At 61.3% G+C, this 21,324-nt stretch carries 20 protein-coding genes; 9 read left to right on the forward strand and 11 right to left on the reverse strand.

Annotation, left to right across the window (positions count from 1 at the left end; genetic code table 11):
• Positions 1 to 8: 8 nt before the first annotated feature.
• Positions 9 to 1,256 (forward strand): ergothioneine biosynthesis protein EgtB, encoded by a 1,248-nt coding sequence (egtB, locus tag AFIDRAFT_RS00205; protein ID WP_009336895.1) that lies wholly within the window; start codon positions 9 to 11, stop codon positions 1,254 to 1,256.
• 43 nt (positions 1,257 to 1,299) lie between these two features.
• Positions 1,300 to 2,268, forward strand: coding sequence for an L-histidine N(alpha)-methyltransferase (gene egtD, locus AFIDRAFT_RS00210; protein ID WP_009336898.1), 969 nt, complete (start codon positions 1,300 to 1,302; stop codon positions 2,266 to 2,268).
• On the opposite strand, the gene AFIDRAFT_RS00215 is transcribed toward egtD, so the two are convergent.
• Positions 2,265 to 3,443 carry a low temperature requirement protein A gene (locus AFIDRAFT_RS00215; protein ID WP_009336899.1) on the reverse strand — a complete coding sequence of 393 codons (1,179 nt, stop codon included), beginning with the start codon at positions 3,441 to 3,443 and terminating at the stop codon, positions 2,265 to 2,267. The two genes, egtD and AFIDRAFT_RS00215, sit on opposite strands and share 4 nt — an antisense overlap.
• Before the next feature lie 24 nt (positions 3,444 to 3,467).
• Positions 3,468 to 3,701: a BolA family protein gene (locus AFIDRAFT_RS00220; protein WP_002715225.1), complete on the reverse strand. Its 234-nt coding sequence runs from the start codon at positions 3,699 to 3,701 to the stop codon at positions 3,468 to 3,470.
• 133 nt (positions 3,702 to 3,834) lie between these two features.
• On the opposite strand from AFIDRAFT_RS00220, the gene AFIDRAFT_RS00225 reads away from it, so the two are divergent.
• Together AFIDRAFT_RS00225 and AFIDRAFT_RS00230 are read left to right on the forward strand one after the other, a co-directional pair.
• On the forward strand, positions 3,835 to 4,197 hold the full coding sequence (locus tag AFIDRAFT_RS00225) for a DUF427 domain-containing protein (RefSeq protein WP_009336901.1): 363 nt from the start codon (positions 3,835 to 3,837) through the stop codon (positions 4,195 to 4,197).
• 37 nt (positions 4,198 to 4,234) lie between these two features.
• Positions 4,235 to 5,365: an acyltransferase family protein gene (locus AFIDRAFT_RS00230; RefSeq protein ID WP_009336902.1), complete on the forward strand. Its 1,131-nt coding sequence runs from the start codon at positions 4,235 to 4,237 to the stop codon at positions 5,363 to 5,365.
• A gap of 8 nt (positions 5,366 to 5,373) precedes the next feature.
• Here AFIDRAFT_RS00230 and purL read toward each other — a convergent pair whose 3' ends face one another.
• The 4 genes from purL to purC all read right to left on the reverse strand — a co-directional run bounded on the left by purL (position 5,374) and on the right by purC (position 9,426).
• Positions 5,374 to 7,593, reverse strand: coding sequence for a phosphoribosylformylglycinamidine synthase subunit PurL (gene purL / locus AFIDRAFT_RS00235; RefSeq protein ID WP_009336904.1), 2,220 nt, complete (start codon positions 7,591 to 7,593; stop codon positions 5,374 to 5,376).
• Positions 7,590 to 8,291 (reverse strand): phosphoribosylformylglycinamidine synthase subunit PurQ, encoded by a 702-nt coding sequence (purQ, locus tag AFIDRAFT_RS00240; protein WP_040297665.1) that lies wholly within the window; start codon positions 8,289 to 8,291, stop codon positions 7,590 to 7,592. Before purQ ends, purL begins: the two co-directional genes overlap by 4 nt.
• Positions 8,292 to 8,298: 7 nt before the next feature.
• Positions 8,299 to 8,541 carry a phosphoribosylformylglycinamidine synthase subunit PurS gene (gene purS / locus AFIDRAFT_RS00245; protein WP_009336908.1) on the reverse strand — a complete coding sequence of 81 codons (243 nt, stop codon included), beginning with the start codon at positions 8,539 to 8,541 and terminating at the stop codon, positions 8,299 to 8,301.
• Between the two features lie 117 nt (positions 8,542 to 8,658).
• Positions 8,659 to 9,426, reverse strand: coding sequence for a phosphoribosylaminoimidazolesuccinocarboxamide synthase (gene purC / locus AFIDRAFT_RS00250; RefSeq protein WP_156186818.1), 768 nt, complete (start codon positions 9,424 to 9,426; stop codon positions 8,659 to 8,661).
• Positions 9,427 to 9,719: 293 nt separating this feature from the next.
• Here purC and AFIDRAFT_RS00255 point away from each other — a divergent pair, with 293 nt between their 5' ends.
• Complete coding sequence (locus AFIDRAFT_RS00255) at positions 9,720 to 10,037, forward strand: DUF1476 domain-containing protein (RefSeq protein ID WP_009336913.1); 318 nt, start codon at positions 9,720 to 9,722, stop codon at positions 10,035 to 10,037.
• Positions 10,038 to 10,126: 89 nt separating this feature from the next.
• On the opposite strand, the gene cynS is transcribed toward AFIDRAFT_RS00255, so the two are convergent.
• Positions 10,127 to 10,615: a cyanase gene (gene cynS, locus AFIDRAFT_RS00260; protein WP_009336914.1), complete on the reverse strand. Its 489-nt coding sequence runs from the start codon at positions 10,613 to 10,615 to the stop codon at positions 10,127 to 10,129.
• A 165-nt stretch (positions 10,616 to 10,780) separates the two neighbouring features.
• Positions 10,781 to 11,962, reverse strand: a complete 1,182-nt coding sequence (locus AFIDRAFT_RS00265; RefSeq protein WP_009336915.1) for a TrmJ/YjtD family RNA methyltransferase — start codon at positions 11,960 to 11,962, stop codon at positions 10,781 to 10,783.
• Positions 11,963 to 12,015: 53 nt separating this feature from the next.
• Between AFIDRAFT_RS00265 and AFIDRAFT_RS00270 the strand changes: the two genes are divergently transcribed.
• The 3 genes from AFIDRAFT_RS00270 to AFIDRAFT_RS00280 all read left to right on the forward strand — a co-directional run bounded on the left by AFIDRAFT_RS00270 (position 12,016) and on the right by AFIDRAFT_RS00280 (position 14,777).
• Complete coding sequence (locus AFIDRAFT_RS00270) at positions 12,016 to 12,234, forward strand: hypothetical protein (protein ID WP_156786825.1); 219 nt, start codon at positions 12,016 to 12,018, stop codon at positions 12,232 to 12,234.
• Between the two features lie 208 nt (positions 12,235 to 12,442).
• Positions 12,443 to 13,660: an NADP-dependent isocitrate dehydrogenase gene (locus AFIDRAFT_RS00275; protein WP_009336916.1), complete on the forward strand. Its 1,218-nt coding sequence runs from the start codon at positions 12,443 to 12,445 to the stop codon at positions 13,658 to 13,660.
• Positions 13,661 to 13,919: 259 nt separating this feature from the next.
• Positions 13,920 to 14,777 (forward strand): hypothetical protein, encoded by an 858-nt coding sequence (locus AFIDRAFT_RS00280; RefSeq protein WP_040297939.1) that lies wholly within the window; start codon positions 13,920 to 13,922, stop codon positions 14,775 to 14,777.
• Positions 14,778 to 14,816: 39 nt separating this feature from the next.
• Here AFIDRAFT_RS00280 and ybaL read toward each other — a convergent pair whose 3' ends face one another.
• The gene (gene ybaL, locus AFIDRAFT_RS00285; protein ID WP_009336918.1) at positions 14,817 to 16,505 is read right to left on the reverse strand and encodes a YbaL family putative K(+) efflux transporter; all 1,689 of its coding nucleotides are present in this window, start codon (positions 16,503 to 16,505) and stop codon (positions 14,817 to 14,819) included.
• 194 nt (positions 16,506 to 16,699) lie between these two features.
• On the opposite strand from ybaL, the gene AFIDRAFT_RS00290 reads away from it, so the two are divergent.
• Positions 16,700 to 17,533 (forward strand): universal stress protein, encoded by an 834-nt coding sequence (locus tag AFIDRAFT_RS00290; protein WP_009336919.1) that lies wholly within the window; start codon positions 16,700 to 16,702, stop codon positions 17,531 to 17,533.
• Positions 17,534 to 17,619: 86 nt separating this feature from the next.
• Here the strand turns inward: AFIDRAFT_RS00290 and AFIDRAFT_RS00295 are convergent, their stop codons facing one another.
• Both AFIDRAFT_RS00295 and alaS read right to left on the reverse strand, forming a co-directional pair.
• Complete coding sequence (locus tag AFIDRAFT_RS00295; RefSeq protein WP_009336920.1) at positions 17,620 to 18,534, reverse strand: DMT family transporter; 915 nt, start codon at positions 18,532 to 18,534, stop codon at positions 17,620 to 17,622.
• A 26-nt stretch (positions 18,535 to 18,560) separates the two neighbouring features.
• Complete coding sequence (gene alaS / locus AFIDRAFT_RS00300; RefSeq protein ID WP_009336921.1) at positions 18,561 to 21,227, reverse strand: alanine--tRNA ligase; 2,667 nt, start codon at positions 21,225 to 21,227, stop codon at positions 18,561 to 18,563.
• Positions 21,228 to 21,324 lie beyond the last annotated feature (97 nt).

The raw sequence follows: 21,324 nt of genomic DNA on the forward strand, positions 1-21,324 counted from the left end.
AGATTTTCGTGACAAATCGAGCTTCTGCCGCCTCCGGCGTGTCCGTTGCGTCGGCACTTCCCGAAACCTCCCTCTCCCGTACGCTTTCAAACGCCTATCGCACGGTTCGCGATGAAACCGAGCGGCGTGCGGCGCACCTGTCCGCCGAGGATCAACTCATCCAGTCGATGCCCGACGCGAGCCCGGCGAAATGGCATCGCGCCCACACCACATGGTTCTTCGAGCAATTTGTGCTCGGCCAGCATGTGCCGGGCTACAAGGTCTTTCATCCCGACTACGCCTTCCTGTTCAACTCCTACTACGTCAGCGCTGGCCCGCGTCACGCCCGCGCGCAGCGCGGCCACCTGACCCGGCCCGGCGTCGAGGCCGTCTCAGCCTATCGGCAATATGTCGATGCGCAGATGCTCGCTTTTCTCGAAAGCGCCAGCGAGGAGAAGCTGCGCGCGATCGCGCCGCTGATGGAGGTCGGTTTCAACCACGAGCAGCAGCATCAGGAGTTGATGCACACCGACATCCTCCATGCCTTCGCGCAGAATCCGATTCCACCCGTCTATGACGAGAACTGGTCGCTTCCCGCCCCCCATCGCGGCGGTGAGCCATGGTTCATGCTCAACGAAGGCATTCACACGATCGGCCATCAGGGCGACAGCTTCCATTTCGACAACGAAAAGCCGCCGCACCGGGTTCTGGTCGGTCCGGTGAAGATCGCGCGCAGCCTCGTCACTAACAAGGAATGGCTCGCCTTCATGAATGACAGCGGCTACCGCACCGCCACGCTGTGGTTGATGGATGGCTTTGCCACTGTCGAGCGAGAGGAATGGAATGCCCCGGGCCATTGGCGCAAGATCGGGGGCGAGTGGCACATCATGACACTCGCCGGATTGAAGCCGGTCGATCCCGATGCCCCGGTGTGCCACGTCAGCTATTATGAGGCGGATGCGTTCGCCCGCTGGAGCGGCAAGCACCTGCCGACCGAAATGGAATGGGAAGTCGCGGCACGGGCCAGCCAGCTCAACGACACCTATGGCATCGTCTGGCAGTGGACACGCTCGTCCTACGCGCCCTATCCCGGCTACCGCGCCATCGAAGGCGCCCTTGGCGAATACAACGGCAAGTTCATGGTCAACCAGTACGTGCTGCGTGGCTCCTCGGTCGCAACCCCGGAGGGCCATGCACGCGTGAGCTACCGCAACTTTTTCTATCCGCATCATCGCTGGCAATTCACCGGATTGCGGCTTGCGGATTATGCCACCTGAGCGCAGCGCGCTTCACATTCAGATCTGCAAACGGGAGTAACGCATGAATATTCATGTATCCGCGCGAACTGAGCGTCGTGAACCCAGTTCTGTCGATCCGGCGTTCGCGCGGGATGCGATTTCCGGGCTGAGCCAATACCCTAAGAAAATTTCACCGAAATATTTCTACGACGAGATCGGATCGCATTTATTCGAGCGGATCACTCTGCTGCCGGAATACTACCCGACACGCACGGAGCTCCGCATTCTGCGCGAGCACGGGACGGATATCGCAGATTCGATTCCCGAAAACGCGGCGCTTGTGGAATTCGGGGCGGGCGCCACCACCAAGGTGCGATTGCTGCTGGAAACTTGCGAGTTCGGCGCTTACGTCCCGGTGGACATTTCGGGCGATTTCCTCACGGAGCAAGCCAGGATACTCCGCTCGGATTATCCGCAACTCAAGGTCTATCCCGTAGCTGCTGATTTCACCACGGCCTTCCCGCTTCCCCACGAAATCCAGAATATGCCGAAGGTCGGATTTTTCCCCGGCTCGACCATCGGCAATTTCGATCCGACAGACGCCGAAGCCTTCCTGCGCAGCGCGCGGGCGATCCTTGGCCGTGGCGCCGCGATGATCATCGGCGTCGATCTTGAAAAAGACGAGGACACGCTGCACGCCGCTTATAACGACGCAACCGGCGTAACTGCGGAATTCAATCTCAACGTGCTGGAGCGAATGAATCGCGAGTTAGGTGCAAATTTCGATCCGGCGACTTTCGATCATCATGCACTCTACAATCACCATCTGCACCGCATCGAGATGCATCTGATCAGTCGAAAAGCCCACGCCGTCCGCATGCTGGGACGCACTTTTTCGTTCGGGGCTGACGAAAGCATCCACACCGAGTCGAGTTATAAATACAGCGTCACTCGCTTTCAGAAGCTGGCGCGCCGCGCCGGGTGGATACCGGACAGAGTGTGGACTGACGCGCGGGACATGTTCTCGGTCCACGCGTTGCGCGCGGGTTAGGCTTCGGCGCGGTCCGCCCCGCCAAGCGAAATCGCTTCCCATACCCCCACAACGATCAGGACGATGGCGACTAGCGCCGCCAGCGTGAGCGGCGTGAGGTATGGCGCGACAGCGAACAGAAGCACCAGCAGCGTTATTCCGACCAAATGCGACAGTTGATAGCTGCCGCGAATGACGTGCTTGAACAAAAGCGTACCGAGAAGAAACAGCAGAGGCCCGCCAATGATGCTGAGCGAACTCTTCGCATCCATGTGCCCCTGCGGATGCGCCAGCAGCACTTCGTCTCCCACCGCCGACACCACGATGCCGAGCACGATCGGCAGATGCAGATAGGTGTAGGCGATGCGCGCAAACCGGCCACTCTCTTCGGAATGGCTGATCTGTTTCGCACCAGCCTCGACACCGAGATGGAAATAAACCCACCACATCGCGATACTGCCGATCAGGCAGACCATGAAGGCCGCAATCGTCACCCCCGACCATGAAATCTCGGAGAAAGTCGCGCCGGTCACCACGATGGATTCGCCGAGCGCGATGATGATAAAGGACGCGCAGCGCTCCGCCATGTGGCCACCTTCGACATCCCAATCCTGAAAAGACGAGGCACCGAGCTCCGGCGTGCGAAAACGCATCGCGGGGCCCGCATATTCGATCGCCAGCGCGATACACCAAAAAATGGGACGTAGCGCACCCTCAAAGAGGCCGCCCGCGATCCAGAACATGCCGCTGCAGGCGAGCCAGATCGCGATGCGCCACAGATTCCTCCGCATCGCGGTTTCCGACGCAGGCACGGCGAACGCGGAATACACCGTGCGGCCAAGCTGCATGGCAACGAAGGCCAGCGCGAAGGCAAGTCCCCTGCTCTCGAATGCTTTCGGAATCGAGGTCGAGAGCAACAGGCCCGCGATCATCATTGCGAACAGCATCAGCCGGGTCGGCGTGCGTTCGGGGTCAAGCCAGTTGGTGATCCAGGAGGTGTAAATCCACACCCACCACACCGCAAAGAACAGGATCAAAACCTGCAGGACGCCCAGCGGGGTGAAATCCGCGAGCAGCGTGTGCGAGATTTGGGTGATCGCGAACACGAAAACGAGGTCGAAGAACAGTTCGACATAGGTGACGCGGTGATGGCCGTGCGGGTTTTTCTGGCGCAGAAAAGAGCGTGGCGCGCTCATGGCCGCGAGCCCGTTCTCAGCGCGTTACTCCGGCACGCCCGTTTGCAGCGCCAGCGCATGCAGCACGCCGCCCATCTGACCCTTCAGTGACTGATAGACGATCTGGTGCTGCTGAACGCGAGACTTGCCGCGAAACGATTCCGAAATCACGGTTGCAGCGTAGTGATCGCCGTCTCCGGCGAGGTCGCGGATCGTGACTGTGGCATCGGGAATCGCCGCCTTGATCATGGTTTCGATATCCCGCGCGTCCATAGGCATTCCAGGGTCTCCTCTTCAGCCTGCAAGCTGTTCGTATCAGATATGCGTGATTCTAGCCCCATCAAGCCACCGCGTCACGCGGGCAATCGCCGCAACCGTCCCTATATCGCCAGCACCCACAGGAGAGTGCTCCATGAAAATCCCGGGTCCGGATCACCCCATCACCATCGCGCTGAACCCCCGGCGCGTGCGTATCACCGCCGGCGGCAAGGTGATCGCCGAGACGGCGAGAGCCCTTGTGCTTCAGGAAGCCTCCTATCCGGCGGTCCAGTACATTCCAAGGGCCGATGCCGACATGACGCTTCTGTCCGCCACCCATCACCACACCCATTGCCCTTACAAGGGCGACGCCGGCTATTTTACCATCCATGCCGGCGGCGAGACGCTCGACAACGCGGTCTGGACCTATGAGACGCCGCATGATGCGGTGAAAGCCATCGCCAGCCATTTGGCGTTCTATCCCGACCGGGTGAAAATCGAGGAATTACCCGCCTGAGAATTGCCCGGAACTTGCCGCGCTGCTATCGGGGACCATGTCCGGACGAAATATCGCCCTCGACTGCGCCCGCACCGCCCTGACGGTGCTCGTCGTCATTCATCACGCGATCATCCCCTACACCTATTATGGGCATGCCGACGCGCAGACATGGCTCGGTTTCGACGGCATCGTTCTCGCCAACGACAGCTTCTTCATGGCGGCATTCTTTTTCCTGTCCGGCCTGTTCGTCTGGCCGAGCCTGCGCCGCAAATCGACAAGCCAGTTTCTGGCCGACCGGGCGCTGCGGCTGGCGCTGCCGTTCGCCGTGGCGGCACTGTTGCTGATGCCGCTCGCCTACTACGCGCTCGAACTGCGCCGCCCCGATCACCTCGGCTTTGCCGCGTTCTGGTGGAAGACAGTGACAGTCGGGCCGTGGCCGAGCGGGCCGGTCTGGTTCGTCTGGGTACTGCTGATGTTCGACGTGCTGGCGGCGATGATCTATCGGGTCGCCCCCGATAGCCCCGCCCCTATCAATCGCCTGTCGCTTTCAGGATATGCGCGGCCAGTGGTGTTTTTCATCGCCTTTGCCGCAGTGACGACGCTGGCTTATGTGCCGATGCGGCTTTGCTTCGGCCCCAGCAAATGGTTCGAGTTCGGGCCGCTATCGGTTCAGGCGAGCCGCGTCCTGCTCTATGCGGCCTGCTTCATGTTCGGTGCGGGTATTGGTTATGGCCATTCCGAACGTGGGCTTCTTGGTGAGGGCAATGCCTTGTCGCGGCAATGGGGCCGCTGGGCGTTGGCCGCGCTCGCGGCCTACAGCGCAATCGTGGCGCTGGTGTATTACCGGCGCGGTATCCTTCCCGATCCCGACATGCTGCCGGAATGGTGGGAGATCGCCTATGCCTTCGCATTTCCGCTATTCAGCGCGGCGATGACCTTCGCGGTGCTCGCGTGGTTCATGGGTTCGAAAAAATCCCGCGCGCCGCTGCTCGACGCCATGCAGCCCTCCGCCTACGGCATTTTCCTGATCCACTACGTTCCGGTGCTGTGGATGCAGCACTGGCTGCTCGGCAAGGACCTCTCAGCCTTCAGCAAGGCAGGACTGTCACTCGTGTTCGGATTGGGCGTGAGCTGGCTCGCAACGCTGGTCTTGCGCAGCCTGCCGGGCGCAAAGCGCGTGCTGTAGGCAAGCTCTTAGTCGCGGCCTGCCATGTAGTTCGGCAGCCAGCTTTCAAAGCCTTCCTGGAGCTTTGAGATCTCAATCGGCGCTTCGCCTTCGATCACGAGCGCATCGCCGCCGGTCTTGCCGATCTCGGCACACGGCACGCCGACCGCCTTGAGCTTGCTCATCACAGTCAGCAGATGATCGACCGGCACGGTCACGATGTAGCGCGCCTGATCCTCACCGAACCACCACGCATGCGGTAGCGTCTGCTCGGGTGCCGCATCCAGCATCGCGCCGATGCCACTGGCCATCGCCATTTCCGCAAGCGCGACCAACAGGCCGCCGTCGGACACGTCGTGAACGGCGGTCGCGGTGCCGCTCTTGATCATGCCGCGCACTACGTCACCGTTGCGCTTCTCGGCGGCAAGATCGACCGGTGGCGGCGCGCCTTCTTCCCGGCCACAGATGTCGCGCAGATAGACCGACTGGCCGAGCCAGCCTTGGGTGTCGCCAATCAGAAGGATCGCCTCGCCCTTAGCCTTGAAGGCCAGCGTCGCCGATTTCTGGAAATCGTCGAGCAAGCCGACACCGCCAATGGACGGCGTCGGGAGGATGCCACGCCCGTTGGTTTCATTGTAAAGCGAGACGTTTCCGGACACGATCGGGAAATCGAGCGCCACGCAGGCCTGCGCAATGCCCTTCAGGCAGCCGACAAGCTGGCCCATGATCTCGGGCCGCTCCGGATTGCCGAAATTGAGGTTGTCGGTGATGGCAAGCGGCTTGCCGCCGACCGCCGTGATATTGCGCCAGGCTTCCGCCACCGCCTGCTTGCCGCCCTCAATGGGATCAGCCTCGCAATAACGCGGCGTCACGTCGACGGTGAGCGCAAGCGCCTTCGGGCCATCGAGCACGCGCACCACCGCCGCATCGCCACCTGGACGCTGCACGGTGTTGCCGCCGATGACATGATCGTATTGTTCCCACACCCAACGCTTCGAGCATAGTTCCGGCGTCGCGATCAGCTTCACCAGCGCGTCCGTCACAGGCATCGGCGCCTTCACGTCGCGCGCATGGATCATCGGCAGCGGCTCGCTCGCGACGTGCGGGCGATCGTAGAGCGGCGCTTCGGATTCCAGCTCCTTGATCGGCAGATCGGCCATCACGTCGCCACCGTGCTTGACGACAAAACGCTGGCTCGGCGTGGTGTAGCCGACGATGGCGAAGTCCAGCCCCCACTTTTTGAAGATCGCCTCGGCCTGTTTCTCCTTCTCGGGCTTGAGCACCATGAGCATGCGCTCTTGGCTCTCCGAGAGCATCATCTCGTAGGCGCTCATGCCGGTTTCGCGCGTCGGCACCGTATCAAGATCGAGATCGACGCCGAGGTCGCCCTTGGCACCCATCTCGACGGCGGAGCATGTCAGACCCGCCGCACCCATATCCTGGATCGCGACGACGCAGCCAGCTTCCATGATCTCAAGGCAGGCTTCCAGCAGCAGCTTTTCCGCGAACGGATCTCCGACCTGCACGGTCGGGCGCTTCTCGTCGCTGGCATCGTCGAACTCGGCTGACGCCATGGTCGCGCCATGGATGCCGTCGCGGCCCGTCTTCGAGCCGAGATAAACGATCGGCATGTTCACGCCGCTTGCCGCCGCATAGAAAATCTTGTCGGCTTCCGCGAGGCCGACCGCCATCGCGTTGACGAGGTTATTGCCGTCGTAGCGGGTATGGAAACGCACCTGCCCGCCGACCGTCGGCACACCAAACGAGTTGCCGTAACCGCCGACACCCGCAACCACTCCGGACACCAGATGCCGGGTCTTGGGATGCTCCGGTGCGCCAAACGACAACGCATTGAGGCAGGCAATAGGCCGCGCGCCCATCGTGAACACGTCGCGCAGGATGCCGCCGACGCCGGTGGTCGCGCCCTGATACGGCTCGATGTAGCTCGGGTGGTTGTGGCTCTCCATCTTGAAGACCACGGCGAGGCCATCACCGATATCGATCACGCCGGCGTTCTCGCCCGGTCCCTGGATCACCCACGGCGCCTTTGTCGGCAGGCCGCGCAGATGGATTCGCGAGGATTTGTATGAGCAATGCTCGTTCCACATCGCCGAGAAAATGCCGAGTTCGGTGAAGGTCGGCGTACGACCCAGCAATTTCAGGATGCGCTCGTGCTCATCCGGCTTGAGGCCGTGAGACGCAATCAGCTCAGGCGTGATGGCAGGCTCGTTACGCAAAGGCTTGGTCACGCCGCTTTCTCCAGATGCGCGGCAAGGCCGGCGAACAGCCCGCGGCCATCGGTGCAGCCCATCACATCTTCAACATGGTTCTCGGGGTGCGGCATCATGCCGAGCACGTTGCCCTTCTCGCTGACGATGCCCGCGATGGACGCCGCCGCGCCGTTGAAATTATGCAGATCTCCGACATCGCCGCTGGCCGAGCAGTAGCGATAGAGCACGCGGCCATCGCCTTCGAGACGCTTCAGCGTTTCGGTGTCGGCGGCGTAGTTGCCCTCGCCGTGCGCCACCGGCACGCGGATCACCTGCCCTGCATTGTAGCCGCGCGTGAACGGCGTATCCGAGCGCTCGACGCGCAGATGCACGTCGCGGCAGACGAATTGCAGCCGCGCATTGCGCATCAGGATGCCTGGCAGAAGCCCGCTCTCGCACAGAATTTGAAAACCGTTGCAGACGCCGAGCACGAGGCCGCCCTTGGCCGCGAAAACGCGCACCGCATCCATCACCGGCGAGCGCGCCGCGATCGCGCCGCAACGCAGATAATCGCCGTAGGAGAAGCCGCCAGGAATGACGACGAGATCGGTACCGGCTGGCAACTCAGTCTCGGCGTGCCAGACCATTTTCGGCTCATGGCCCGAGACGAGCTTCAGCGTGCGCGCCATGTCGCGCTCGCGATTGATGCCGGGAAAAACGAGAACGGCTGATTTCATCGGTCGGCTAGCCCAACACCTCGACGCGATAATTCTCGATCACCGTATTGGCGAGCAGCTTGTCGGCGGCAGCCTTCAGCGCGGCCTCGGCCTTCACCCTGTCGCCACCCTCGACCTCGATGTCGAAAACCTTGCCCTGCCGCACGCTGGCGATGCCATCGACGCCAAGCGATTTCAGCGCGCCTTCAATAGCCTTGCCCTGCGGATCGAGAATTCCGTTCTTCAGCGTAACCGTGACGCGCGCTTTCATTTTGTCCTCGTCATTCCGGACGAGCCGCGCAGCGGGTTGATCCGGAATCTCGTCAATAACTTCAGGATTCCGGGTCCGCGCGTGAAGCACGCGCGTTCCGGAATGACGTGTCTGAAATCAGCTCTTCACCAGCACCGGGCCGGAACCAGCCGGACGCTCGTTCTCGATCAGGATGCCGAGGCGCTTGGCGACTTCGGTATAGGCTTCAAGCAGTCCGCCGAGATCGCGGCGGAAGCGATCCTTGTCCATCTTCTCGTTCGACTTGATGTCCCACAGCCGGCACGAATCCGGCGAGATCTCGTCGGCGACGACGATGCGCATCATCTCGTTTTCGTAGAGGCGGCCGCATTCCATCTTGAAGTCGACGAGACGGATGCCGACGCCGAGGAATACGCCCGAGAGGAAATCGTTCACGCGAATGGCGAGCGCCATGATGTCGTCGATCTCCTGCGGCGTCGCCCAGCCGAACGCGGTGATATGTTCTTCGGACACCATCGGATCGCCGAGCTGGTCGTTCTTGTAATAGAACTCGATGATCGAGCGCGGGAGCTGCGTGCCCTCCTCGATGCCGAGGCGCTGCGACAGCGAGCCTGCGGCGACATTGCGGACCACAACCTCAAGCGGCACGATCTCGACCTCCCGGATCAACTGCTCGCGCATGTTGAGCCGCTTGATGAAATGCGTCGGCACGCCGATCTCGTTCAAATGCTGAAAAACGTATTCCGAGATCCGGTTGTTGAGGACGCCCTTGCCCTCGATGACCTGGTGTTTCTTGGCATTGAACGCGGTGGCGTCATCCTTGAAATGCTGAATCAGGGTGCCAGGCTCCGGTCCTTCATAAAGAACCTTGCCCTTGCCTTCGTAGATGCGACGCCGACGGCTCATTGGGATGTACCGAGTGTTGTTGAAATCCATGGATCGGGATGCTCCGAAACTCTACGCGACACGCGGCGGAGCTGCCGCGAAGCCCTTGATCCACGAAAACAAACCGCGAACCTAGACTCACGGGCAACCTAACCGATCGGTCCCCCTGTTACAACGCAACCCCGGCTATTTTCGGGGGTTTTACCGGCTTCTTATCGGCGTCCTGCGACCTTTCGGGACGTTGCGGGAACCACCCCCGCCTACAATATTCAAATGAGCTCCCAATTCCGGGATTCAACTGGCAGGTCAGATATATGTCGAGTTTCGATAAGCGCGAGGAAGGCTTTGAAAAGAAGTTTGCCGTCGACGAGGAACAAAAGTTCAAGGCGATCGCGCGGCGAAACAAGCTACTTGGCCTGTGGGCGGCCGAAAAGCTCGGCCTGACCGGCGACACAGCCGCCTCCTATGCCAAGGAGGTCGTAGCCGCCGATTTCGAGGTCTCCGGCGACAGCGACGTGTTGGGCAAGGTCACCCGGGACCTTGCGGACAAGGGCGTTTCGGAACAGCAGATTCGCATGAAAATGGATGAACTGGCTGCCGTCGCAGTGGCCCAGATCAAGGCCGGGACGTAGTTTCGCCGCTCATTGATTCGTTATCCTTCGAGAGCGCGAAGGCGCGAGGGCAAAGCCCGAGCCTCGAAGGGTGACGAATCGGCCACCGCTCATTCCTCCTTGTAGCCGAGCGGCGCGTTATTACCGGTCGCGCCGTAATACTTGTACGGCAGGAACTTGCCAGACATCCCGATGCTGACTCGGTCGCCCTTCGGATCGGCCACGCGCTGCATCGTCATGTCGAAATCGATCGCCGACATGATGCCGTCGCCGAACTCCTCCTCGATCAGCGCCTTCCACGCGGGGCCGTTGATCATTACCAGTTCATAGAAGCGATAGATCAGCGGATCGGTCGGCGGCATCGGCACGCCTTCGCCGCGCATCGGCACTTCGTTGAGCAGCGCCTGCTCGACCTTCGAGAGACCGAACAGCTTCGCCGCGACCGCCGCCTGCGGCTTGGTCAGCTTCATCTGCCCGAGAATGGCGCCCACAATCAGCACGTCCGAGTGACCGCCGATCTCGGAGCAGATGTGCTTCCAGCTCCATCCATTCTCGCGCTTGATGTCGAGCAGTTTCTCGGTGAGATCGGATCGCTTCATGAGGCCTCCTGAAAATGTGGATGCCTCATTAAGAGCAACAGTCGTGCCAGCCGCTTTTCGCGGCAGGGAATGCGATTTCACGCGCCAAACGGGTCGCCTTGCTCAACGCCTGCGCCTGCCGCCGCAAAATTGGGCAATGAGAACGCCGCGCAGGAGGCGATCGCATCAGGCGCTTTCGAGACGTTTCAACTCCGCCTCAAGATCGCGCTCTATATCGGCAGCCCGCAGTGCGACCACGCGATAGCCCCGCTCGGCGAGCCATGCGCCCCGGGCAGCACGCTCGCGGACAACAGCGTCACCTTCCTCCGGGTGAACAATCTCAACCGCCATCCGCCGGGGAAACGAGACAAAATCGGGAATGTGGCGGCCGACCGGCGTTTGCCGCTTGAACTGCGCGGCGAAGCGGCGGTCCTTGGTCAGCGCCTGCCACAGGATGCGCTCGGCATCGGTCGGATTGCGGCGTAGGAGCCGCGCCAGTCCTCGCACGGAACTCGATCTACCCTCCGTTGCAGGGGAACCCTGCTCCGCCAACAGCGCCCGTAGCTGCGTGGCCTGAGTTCCATCGAGCACCCCACCCTTGGCCGGACCCTTGCGGCCCTCGGCAATCGCCATGACCACCCCATGCAGAGTGTGCATGTCCTGTTTACTCGGCTCCATCCTACTGAAAATATTACGTAAATTAACCAGCATCACATCGCGCTTCTCGGCCGGACGCAGAAATTCCACCTTGTCGAGTTCCGCGACCAGATTGTCGAAAAACGCCTGCATCTGATGCTGGGAAGCCGGCTCGGAGCGTTCTGGCATTGAAAATGGTATCATGCCACCGGACGCGAGCTTGAACCACTCGTATCCCATCAAAAGCACGGCCTGGGCCAGATTGAGCGAGGCAAATCCGGGATTGACCGGGAAGGTCACGATCCGGTTGGCGAGCGCGACCTCCTCGTTGGTCAAGCCTGAACGCTCTCGTCCGAACAGGATGCCCGCTGTTATGTCCTGCGCGGTCCCCTCGACGATCTCTCGGGCAGCAGCGTCCGGCGCGACCACTGGCTTAGCCTGATCATGTGCGCGGGCGGTAGTGGCGAACAGCAGCGCGCAATCCGCCACCGCCGCCTCGACCGTCTCGAACAACTCCACCCGTTCCAGAATGTGATCGGCGCCCGCCGCCGCCCGCTGGGCCGCCATATTCGGCCAGCCGTCACGCGGCTTCACCAAACGTAAACGTGTCAGTCCGAAATTGCCCATGGCGCGCGCGGCCATGCCGATGTTCTCGCCAAGCTGCGGCTCCACCAGCACCACCACGGGGCCCGGCAGATCGGTGCGCGGCTTGGTCTTGTCGGTCCCCGACATGTCTTCGCTTTCCGATTCAATGGCTGAAGCGTCTGCATCAACCATCGAAGGTGGTGATTCAAGCCCTCAAGGTGCTGAATCAAGCCGTGAAGGCATTGAATCAACCCAATAAGATTTTGATTCAGAAGGCGAACAATCGGAATCAACGTCTGAAGACGATGATTCAAGCGCTTAAGAAGTTGAATCAACTTCTGAAGAAAGCGATTCAACGCCCGCTGGCGGCGGAAAATCGCCGCAAAACGGCGCCCGCTAGGCCTCAAATTCGATTGTAATCGGAATGGGTTACGGAACCCTTTTGAATCGCTGATTCCGCCCCGGCAAAGGCACGCTCCGGCACGACCTATCGCCTCCTGATACCGCCTCGAAAATCCCGTCCGGCATGCTGCTTTGAGCTGCCTTCCGCCGCCGTTCCGCGGGTGCTAAGAGGCGCGCATTCCTCGGTACCACACTCCAAAAACCTCAAAAAAGGCACGCATCCTCATGGCCAAAATTAAGGTAGCCAACCCGGTCGTCGAACTCGACGGCGATGAGATGACCCGGATCATCTGGCAGTACATCAAGGACAAGCTCATCAACCCCTTCCTCGATGTGAAGCTCGAATATTACGACCTCGGGATGGAATACCGCGACAAGACCAACGATCAGGTCACCATCGACGCGGCCAACGCGATCAAGAAGCACGGCGTCGGCGTCAAGTGCGCGACCATCACCCCGGACGAGGCCCGCGTGAAGGAATTCGGCCTCAAGGAGATGTGGAAGTCGCCGAACGGCACCATCCGCAACATCCTCGGCGGCGTCATCTTCCGTGAACCGATCATCTGCAAGAACGTGCCGCGCCTCGTGCCGGGCTGGACCAAGCCGATCATCATCGGCCGCCATGCCTTCGGCGATCAGTATCGCGCCACCGACATCAAATTCCCCGGCAAGGGCGTTCTGACGATGAAGTTCGTCGGCGAGGACGGCTCCGTGATCGAGCGCGAAGTCTTCAAGGCCCCGGGCGCCGGCGTCGCCATGAGCATGTACAATTTGGACGACTCTATCCGCGATTTCGCCCGCGCCTCGATGAATTATGGCCTGTCACGCGGCTATCCGGTGTACCTGTCGACCAAGAACACCATCCTCAAGGTGTATGACGGCCGCTTCAAGGACATCTTCCAGGAGATCTACGACGCCGAGTTCAAGTCGAAGTTCGAGGCCAAGGGTCTGACCTACGAGCACCGCCTGATCGATGACATGGTAGCCTCGGCGCTGAAATGGTCCGGCGGCTATGTCTGGGCCTGCAAGAACTACGACGGCGACGTTCAGTCCGACACCGTGGCGCAGGGCTACGGTTCGCTCGGCCTGATGACCTCGGTGCTGCTGACGCCAGACGGCAGCGTGGTGGAAGCCGAAGCCGCTCACGGCACGGTAACTCGCCACTACCGCGAGCACCAGAAGGGCAAGGAAACCTCGACCAACTCGATCGCGTCGATCTTTGCGTGGACGCAAGGGTTGGCCCACCGCGCCAAGCTCGACAACAACGCCGAACTGGCGAAGTTCGCCAAGACGCTGGAGAAGGTTTGCGTCGATACCGTCGAAAGCGGTTTCATGACCAAGGATCTGGCGCTGCTGGTCGGCCCCGACCAGAAGTGGCTTTCCACCACGGGCTTCCTCGACAAGGTCGCAGAGAACCTCACCAAGGCGATGGCCACCGCCTAACGCGGTTCAGGTACCCAAGGCAGGCTCACAAAATAAAAGGCGCGGATCACTCCGCGCCTTTTCCGTCATGAAAAAGTTTCGTGAATGAAATTGCTGAAACTCGCCGCCCGACCGGCGGTAACCGCGCGCTGCCGCAGCGCCGCATTGATTTCCGGTTTCCTCGACTCATAGAAAGGCATAAACGGTCCATAGGTATCTGGCGCGGTCACAAACGCGCCCTATTCTCCGGCCCCGGGCGAGATCATTGCGGCAAGACAACATCTCACTGGCCCCCGCCGACGCTGACCCGAACGATTCGCTACTGGCAGAAGCCGCCCAGTTACGCGCCTCGCCTACCTTCGCCACCGCCATGCGCGAATACACGGTCGCAATCGCCCGGTTTCGCGAGGCACCGCGCCTGATCAACAAGCTGATGGCTTCGGAAACACGCTTCCGTCTGACCGCTTATGTGTTCTGTTTTGCTGCCTATTATGAAAGACATGGCCCGCATGGCGGCGTCACCTACACCCAGTTGCTCGAACTATGTGCGCAGCGGGAGGAGCTCAGCCCACGTCTCCTCAAGACAACGCTGACCCTGCTGAAGCTGGCAGGCTTCATCAAAACATTGCGACACCCATCCGACCGCCGCTCGAAATCCTATCATCCGACGCCGCGCATGGTGGATTTCGTCAAGAGCTGGATGCCCCATGCGGTGAACGCGCTCGACGCCGTACAGCCGGACATGTGCCGCGCGCAGATGCTTGCGGAAGATCCGGATTTCATCCGGCGTTTCGCCGCCGCCGCCGGACACGAACATGCGACAGGCATCCCGCTGATCGACCGCATGCCCGAATTCACCTGCTTCTTCGGAAAGCGTGAGGGCGCCATCCCTGTCGTGCTAGCGGTCATGCTGTCCGATATTAACGGCACGCCGCTGCCGAGCCGGGCGCAGATCGCCAAACGTTTCGGGCTGTCGAAGACGCAAGTATCGAACATGATCGCCGAGGGCAGCCGCCTCGGCTTTTTCGCCACCGACGAGACAGGAGCTCCACGCGCAACCACCTATCTGCGCGACAGCTACGGACGCTTTATTTCGATCGAACTCGCATTTTACGCACGGCACATGCGGCCGGCCTAAACAAGCCCGCCCTGCTTTACCTTTTTGAACAGAGGCAATTCAGGACGCCAGCGATGGCGCGTCCGCCGCACCGATTTGTGCGATCATCGCCTTGGCGATCTCATGCTCGCCCATGATGACCGAATTCGCACCGTGGTGCTTGAGGTGGGCGATCTCCTCTTCCGAATGCGCCCGCGCGATAATCGGCAATGTCGTGCTGATCGTGCGCGCCTTGGCGACGATCTGGCCTCCCTCGAACGCATCCGGGATCGCGACAAGCAGGCCGTGGGCGACATCCAGATTGGCCGCCTGCAGCATACCTGGCGCAGCCGCGTTGCCGCTAATGACCTCGACGCCCTCCTGCCGCAATCGCTCGACCGCGCCGGGATTATCCTCGATCACCAGGAAGGGCGTATTCGCCGCACGCAACGCCTTGCCGACCACGCTGCCAACCCGGCCGTACCCCACCAGAACGACATGGTTCGAGAGCCTGGTAACCGGCAATTCGACACGCGGCACTGCGGGTTTCTCGTCCGGCGGCAATGGTGGCGTATCCTTCTTCTCCGCCAGGATGCGATCGAGCACCGCGAACCAGAACGGATTAAGCATGATGCTGATGATCGACCCGGCGAGCACGAGGTCGCGCCCGCGCTCGGTCATCAGCGACAGACTGACGCCGAGACCGACGAGGATGAACGAGAATTCGCCGATCTGCGCGAGACTCGCCGAGATCGTCAGCGCCGTGGACTTGGAATATCCGAACACGCGCACGATGCCGTAAGCCGCGAACGACTTGCCGAACAGAATGATGAACAGCGTCGCCAGAAGCGGCAGCGGCTCCTTCACAATGATCGAGGGATCGAACAGCATGCCGACGGAGACGAAGAATAGCACCGCGAACGCATCGCGTAGCGGCAGCGTTTCGCTGGCGGCGCGCTGGCTGAGTTCGGATTCGCTCAGGATCATGCCCGCGAAGAAAGCCCCCAGCGCGAACGACACATCGAACAGGATCGCCGCGCCGAAGGCTACGCCAAGTGAGATCGCGAACACCGCAAGACGGAACAATTCGCGCGAACCCGTATGCGCGACGTAATGCAGAAGCGCCGGAATGACGCGGCGGCCGACCACCAGCATCAGCGCCACGAACGCCGCGACCTTGCCGAGCGTCAGCGCGAGCGGCCACGCCAGCGAGACGATATCCATATCGCCTGCCGCATGGCCTTTCATGAATCCGGCCAGCGGCGGCAACATCACTAGCGTCAGAACGCAGGCGATATCCTCGACGATCAGCCAGCCCACCGCAATACGGCCACGCTCAGTATCGATCAGCCGCCGCTCCTGCATCGCGCGCAACAGCACGACGGTCGAAGCCGTCGAAAGCGCGATGCCGAACATGATGCCCTTGTCGCTGCTCCAGCCGAGAAGCCAGCCAAGGCCCCAGCCCATCACCGTGGCGGCCGAAATCTGGACAACCGCACCAGGCAGCGCGATCGCACGCACCGACCACAAATCCTTCAGGGAGAAATGCAGCCCGACGCCGAACATCAGGAGAATGATGCCGATTTCGGCAAGCTCATTAGCGATGTTCTGATCCGCAACATACCCAGGTGTGAAGGGCCCCATCACCACGCCCGCAAGCAGATAGCCCACGAGCGGCGAGATGCGGACGCGCTGGACCAGCGCGCCGAACACAAAAGCCAGTACAAGGCCAACGACAATTGTAGAGATCAGAGGAGTGTTATGATTCATGCGGCATTTTGCGGCATTCCCGAATGAGAGGCCAGAGCGTTGTCCGGCTACTCATCGCCGCAGTTTCGGCCGGATGAGCATGTGACAGCAACACGTCAACCGGCCTACAAAGCATACTGTTGATATGCCTCAACGCGTTATCATCCCGCCGCGCGATGATCTCTCATCATTTTACCAGCCGATTGGAGGTATTCATGATCAAGGATATCACCCTCAAGCTCGAAACCAACCCGGACCGCGACCGTTCGCTCGATTATGCAGTGTCGATAGCCAAGGCTTTTAACGCGCATATCATCGCGATGGCATCCTGCGATCCGATCAGCTTTTCACAATACCCCATTCCATCAATGCCCGACTCGGTGCTCTCGAACATCAGAGCGGAGAAGGAACGCGATGCACGCGCAGCCCTCGCGCGTTTCGAGGAAATCGCGAAGAGCCATGGCATTTCCTACGAACACGAAATCATCACCCACCGCCTGCCTCAATTGGCACAGGCATTCGCGGTGAAGGCTCGCCGCTCCGATCTCAGCGTCGTTCAGCAGACAGAACACGCCGACGACGACAACGAGATTATCATCGAGACCGCACTGTTCGATTCTGGCCGGCCTGTCCTGATTGTGCCGTACATCCAGAAAGAGGGGCTGAAACTCGACCATGTCGTATGTTGCTGGGACGGCAGCTCCACCGCCGCACGAGCGGTCAACGACGCCCTACCGCTCCTGACTCGGGCCAAAAATATCGACATCCTGATTATCGCCAACGAAAAAACGGAGGATTCCCGTCACCAGGCGAGCGGCGAAGGCATCGTGAATCACCTCACCCGTCATGGCCTGAACACCCGGCTGAAGATGCAGCACGCCCCCGATGTCAGCGTCGCCAACACGATCCTGTCCTACGTCGGCGAACACGGCAGCGATCTCATCGTCATGGGAGGCTACGGACATTCTCGCCTGCGCGAATTCGTCCTCGGCGGCGCGACGCGCAGCATTCTCACTTCGATGACGGCGCCCGTCTTCATGTCACACTGAGGGAAATGACCGGCCACCCATCAGCACTACGCGCGGCCTCCGAGCCATCAGGCCTTTCGGCCTGCGCCATATAGGCGCCGGCGCTCTCAAACGCCCTGCTCGATTACGGGCTTCGGCTTTGAAAGCGCCAGTGCGACCCCGGCCAGCGTAAGTACAATTGCACATATTTCGCGCCAGCCGATGCCATCACCCAGAAAGAGAGCTCCCGCGAGAATGCCGATCACAGGCACGGACAGCATCCCCACCGCCGCGGTCGTTGCGGGAAGACGGCGAATGGTCGCGAACCACGTCAGGTAACATGTCCCCATCGGCACAAGTGTCATGTAGGCCAGCATAAGGCCGCTGTCGATCCTGAGCGCTCCCATGTCCGGATGTTCGAATGCGAGGCCCAGTACGACCATTGGGAGAGATCCCAATCCTATCTGCCAGGCTACAAAGGAAATCGGTGCCACTGGCACAGGCCGGGCATTCAGAAGGCTGCCGAGTGCAAACAGAATAGCGGCGCCGAGTGCCAGAGCGACGCCGACGATCTTGTCGGATGCAAACCCAAGTGGGTGGTCTGAAAAGAGAACGAAGAGTCCTGCGAATCCCAAAATGAGTCCCGCCACGTCTCGCGGTTTCGGGCGCGAACCGAGAACGGGCCACGCAAGAAGCGTCGCCCAGATCGGCATTGTATAAACGAGAAGTGAAGCCTCGCTGATCGACAGCGTCGTCATCGAGATGGTGGTAAAACCCATCCAGGCAAAAACATTGGTGAATGAAGCAAGGAGCAGCGCCCCCCACGTCTTTCGCGGCACAGCCGAGCGTTCGCGGTTCGCCGCCGCAATCGCGAATAAGATGAGCGTCGCTACAACACCGGAAATCCCGCGCGCAAACAAAGGCGGCCAGTCACGCAGGAGAATCTTCATGGCCGGCCAATTCAGTCCCCAGCCAATCGCCGTACAGGCGAGAAAAAGAAGTCCGCCCAATCGGGCCTGATGGGTGGATGCCTCTTTGTCCATTGATAGTTCCGAACGCGCCTGAAACGTCAGGCGCCCATCGCGGCCTCGATCGCCTTCAGCGCCGCATCGGCCTTCGAGCCGTCCGGCCCACCCGCCTGCGCCATGTCCGGCTTGCCGCCGCCGCCCTTGCCGCCCAGCACTTCGCTGGCCTTGCGCACGAGATCGACGGCGCTGAAGCGTGACGTCAAGTCAGGCGTCACGCCGACAACGACGCTGGCCTTGCCATCTTCACTGGTCGCCACCAGCGCGACGACACCGGAGCCGATCTGCTTCTTGCCCTGATCGGCGAGGCTCTTGAGATCCTTAACCTCGACACCCTGCACCGCGCGGGCAAGCAGTTTGACATCGCCGACACTGCGCACGTCCGAAGCAGCTGCCGCCCCGCCGGCGCTGCCTCCCCCGCCCATCGCGAGCTTCTTGCGCGCCTCAGAGAGATCGCGTTCGAGCTTCTTGCGCTCCTCGATCAGCGCCGCGATACGCACCGGCATGTCTTCGAGCGTGGTCTTCAATTCCGCGGCCGCTGTCTTCGCGGTCTGGATGCTGTGGTTGGCGGCCTGACGCGCGGCTCGGCCGGTCAGCGCCTCGATGCGGCGCACCCCGGAGGCCACCGCGCTTTCGCCGGTGATCGAAACAAGACCGATGTCGCCGGTGCGCCTCACATGCGTGCCGCCGCACAGTTCGACCGACCAGCCGAGCGCGTTGCCGCTCCCTTGCCCCATCGACACGACGCGCACTTCGTCGCCGTATTTCTCGCCGAACAGCGCCCGCGCGCCCGAGCTGCGGGCATCCTCGATGCCCATCAGCCGCGTCGTCACTTCGCCGTTCTCGAGCACGATATCGTTGGCGATGTCCTCAATGCGGCTCAATTCGTCCGGCGTGATCGGCTTGGTGTGCGCGAAGTCGAAGCGCAATCGCTCCGGCGATACCAGCGAGCCGCGCTGGGCGATATGGTCGCCGAGCACCTGACGCAGCGCTTCGTGCAGAAGATGCGTTGCCGAGTGGTTGGCACGGATCGCACCGCGACGCGCGTGATCGACTTCGAGCTGCAGCGGCGCGCCCTTCTTCAGGGTGCCCTGCTCAAGCTGGCCGATGTGAACGAACAGATCGCCAGCCTTCTTCTGCGTGTCGGTCACGCGGAAGCGCACACCGCCGTCGCCGGTGAGAACGCCGGTGTCGCCAACCTGACCGCCGGATTCGCCGTAGAACGGTGTCTGGTTCAGTACCACGGAGGCTGCATCGCCCGCCTTCAGGCTCTCGACGCTTGCGCCATCCTTCACCAGTGCCGTCACGACGCCCTCGGCGATCTCGGTGTCGTAGCCGAGGAATTCAGTCGCGCCGAGTTCCTCGCGCAGCGGGAACCAGATCTTCTCCGCCGCGGTGTCGCCCGAGCCCGCCCACGACGCGCGCGCCTTCGCCTTCTGGCGTTCCATCGCGTCGGTAAAGGATGCGAGATCGACACCGATGCCGCGATTGCGCAGCGCGTCCTGCGTCAGATCGAGCGGGAAGCCGTAAGTATCGTACAGCGTGAACGCCGTCTCGCCATCGAACATATCGCCCTTGTGCAGGGCCGCGCTCTTTTCATCGAGAATAGCAAGACCACGATCCAGCGTCTTGCGGAAGCGGGTCTCTTCGAGCTTCAGCGTTTCCTCGATCAGCGCTTCGGCACGCACCAGTTCGGGATACGCCTGCCCCATCTCGCGCACTAGCGCCCAGACGAGGCGATGCATCAGCGGATCCTTTGCGCCGAGCAACTGCGCATGACGCATCGCGCGGCGCATGATCCGGCGCAGCACGTAACCGCGGCCTTCGTTCGAGGGCAGCACACCGTCCGCAATCAGGAACGACGAGGCGCGCAGATGATCGGCGATTACACGCAGCGACGCCTTCTGCGCGCCATGCGGGTCGGCACCGGTGAGATCGGAGATGGCGCGGATCAGCGCCACGAACAGGTCGATGTCGTAATTGTCGTGCTTGCCCTGCAGCACGGCAGCGATGCGCTCGAGGCCCATGCCGGTATCGATCGAAGGGTGCGGCAGCGGGTTGCGATTCCCCGGCGCGATCTGATCGAACTGCATGAAGACGAGATTCCAGATCTCGATGAAGCGGTCGCCATCTTCATCCGGCGATCCGGGAGGGCCGCCCGGCACCTTGTCGCCATGGTCGAAGAAGATTTCCGAGCACGGTCCGCAGGGGCCGGTGTCGCCCATCTGCCAGAAATTGTCGGAGGTCCCGATGCGAACAATCCTGGATTCGGGCAGCCCTGCGATCTTCTTCCACAGCCCGAATGCCTCGTCGTCCTCGGCATAGACCGTCACCAGAAGGCGATCCTTGGGAAGCGCAAAATCCTTGGTAATCAGCGTCCACGCCAGTTCGATCGCTCGATCCTTGAAATAGTTGCCGAACGAGAAGTTGCCCAGCATCTCGAAAAAGGTGTGGTGGCGAGCGGTGTAGCCGACATTGTCGAGGTCGTTGTGCTTGCCGCCGGCGCGGACGCATTTCTGCGAGGTGGTGGCGCGCTGGTAAGGGCGCTTCTCCAGACCCGTGAACACGTTCTTGAACTGCACCATGCCCGCATTGGTGAACATCAATGTCGGATCGTTGCGGGGAACCAGCGGCGAGGACGGGACGATCTCGTGCCCGTTTTTCGCGAAAAAATTGAGAAACCCAGACCTGATCTCGTTAACGCCGCTCATAACCGTCCAATCGACCTTGCGAATCCGTGCCGGACCATGCCGGGCAAAATGCAGATTTTCCAGCCGCTTTTAGACGGGGGATGCCATCCTTGTCCAC

Source organism: Afipia sp. 1NLS2 (assembly GCF_000178995.1).
In the GTDB taxonomy this organism is placed as follows: domain Bacteria; phylum Pseudomonadota; class Alphaproteobacteria; order Rhizobiales; family Xanthobacteraceae; genus Afipia.

Bases quoted from the DNA above. Each gene is read 5' to 3' on its own strand.
- egtD (WP_009336898.1), top strand. From the start codon at position 1,300: ATGAATATTCATGTATCCGCGCGAACTGAGCGTCGTGAACCCAGTTCT.
- AFIDRAFT_RS00215 (WP_009336899.1), bottom strand. From the start codon at position 3,443: ATGAGCGCGCCACGCTCTTTTCTGCGCCAGAAAAACCCGCACGGCCAT.
- AFIDRAFT_RS00220 (WP_002715225.1), bottom strand. From the start codon at position 3,701: ATGCCTATGGACGCGCGGGATATCGAAACCATGATCAAGGCGGCGATT.
- AFIDRAFT_RS00225 (WP_009336901.1), top strand. From the start codon at position 3,835: ATGAAAATCCCGGGTCCGGATCACCCCATCACCATCGCGCTGAACCCC.
- AFIDRAFT_RS00230 (WP_009336902.1), top strand. From the start codon at position 4,235: ATGTCCGGACGAAATATCGCCCTCGACTGCGCCCGCACCGCCCTGACG.
- purQ (WP_040297665.1), bottom strand. From the start codon at position 8,291: ATGAAATCAGCCGTTCTCGTTTTTCCCGGCATCAATCGCGAGCGCGAC.
- purS (WP_009336908.1), bottom strand. From the start codon at position 8,541: ATGAAAGCGCGCGTCACGGTTACGCTGAAGAACGGAATTCTCGATCCG.
- purC (WP_156186818.1), bottom strand. From the start codon at position 9,426: ATGAGCCGTCGGCGTCGCATCTACGAAGGCAAGGGCAAGGTTCTTTAT.
- AFIDRAFT_RS00255 (WP_009336913.1), top strand. From the start codon at position 9,720: ATGTCGAGTTTCGATAAGCGCGAGGAAGGCTTTGAAAAGAAGTTTGCC.
- cynS (WP_009336914.1), bottom strand. From the start codon at position 10,615: ATGAAGCGATCCGATCTCACCGAGAAACTGCTCGACATCAAGCGCGAG.
- AFIDRAFT_RS00265 (WP_009336915.1), bottom strand. From the start codon at position 11,962: ATGTCGGGGACCGACAAGACCAAGCCGCGCACCGATCTGCCGGGCCCC.
- AFIDRAFT_RS00275 (WP_009336916.1), top strand. From the start codon at position 12,443: ATGGCCAAAATTAAGGTAGCCAACCCGGTCGTCGAACTCGACGGCGAT.
- ybaL (WP_009336918.1), bottom strand. From the start codon at position 16,505: ATGAATCATAACACTCCTCTGATCTCTACAATTGTCGTTGGCCTTGTA.
- AFIDRAFT_RS00290 (WP_009336919.1), top strand. From the start codon at position 16,700: ATGATCAAGGATATCACCCTCAAGCTCGAAACCAACCCGGACCGCGAC.
- AFIDRAFT_RS00295 (WP_009336920.1), bottom strand. From the start codon at position 18,534: ATGGACAAAGAGGCATCCACCCATCAGGCCCGATTGGGCGGACTTCTT.
- alaS (WP_009336921.1), bottom strand. From the start codon at position 21,227: ATGAGCGGCGTTAACGAGATCAGGTCTGGGTTTCTCAATTTTTTCGCG.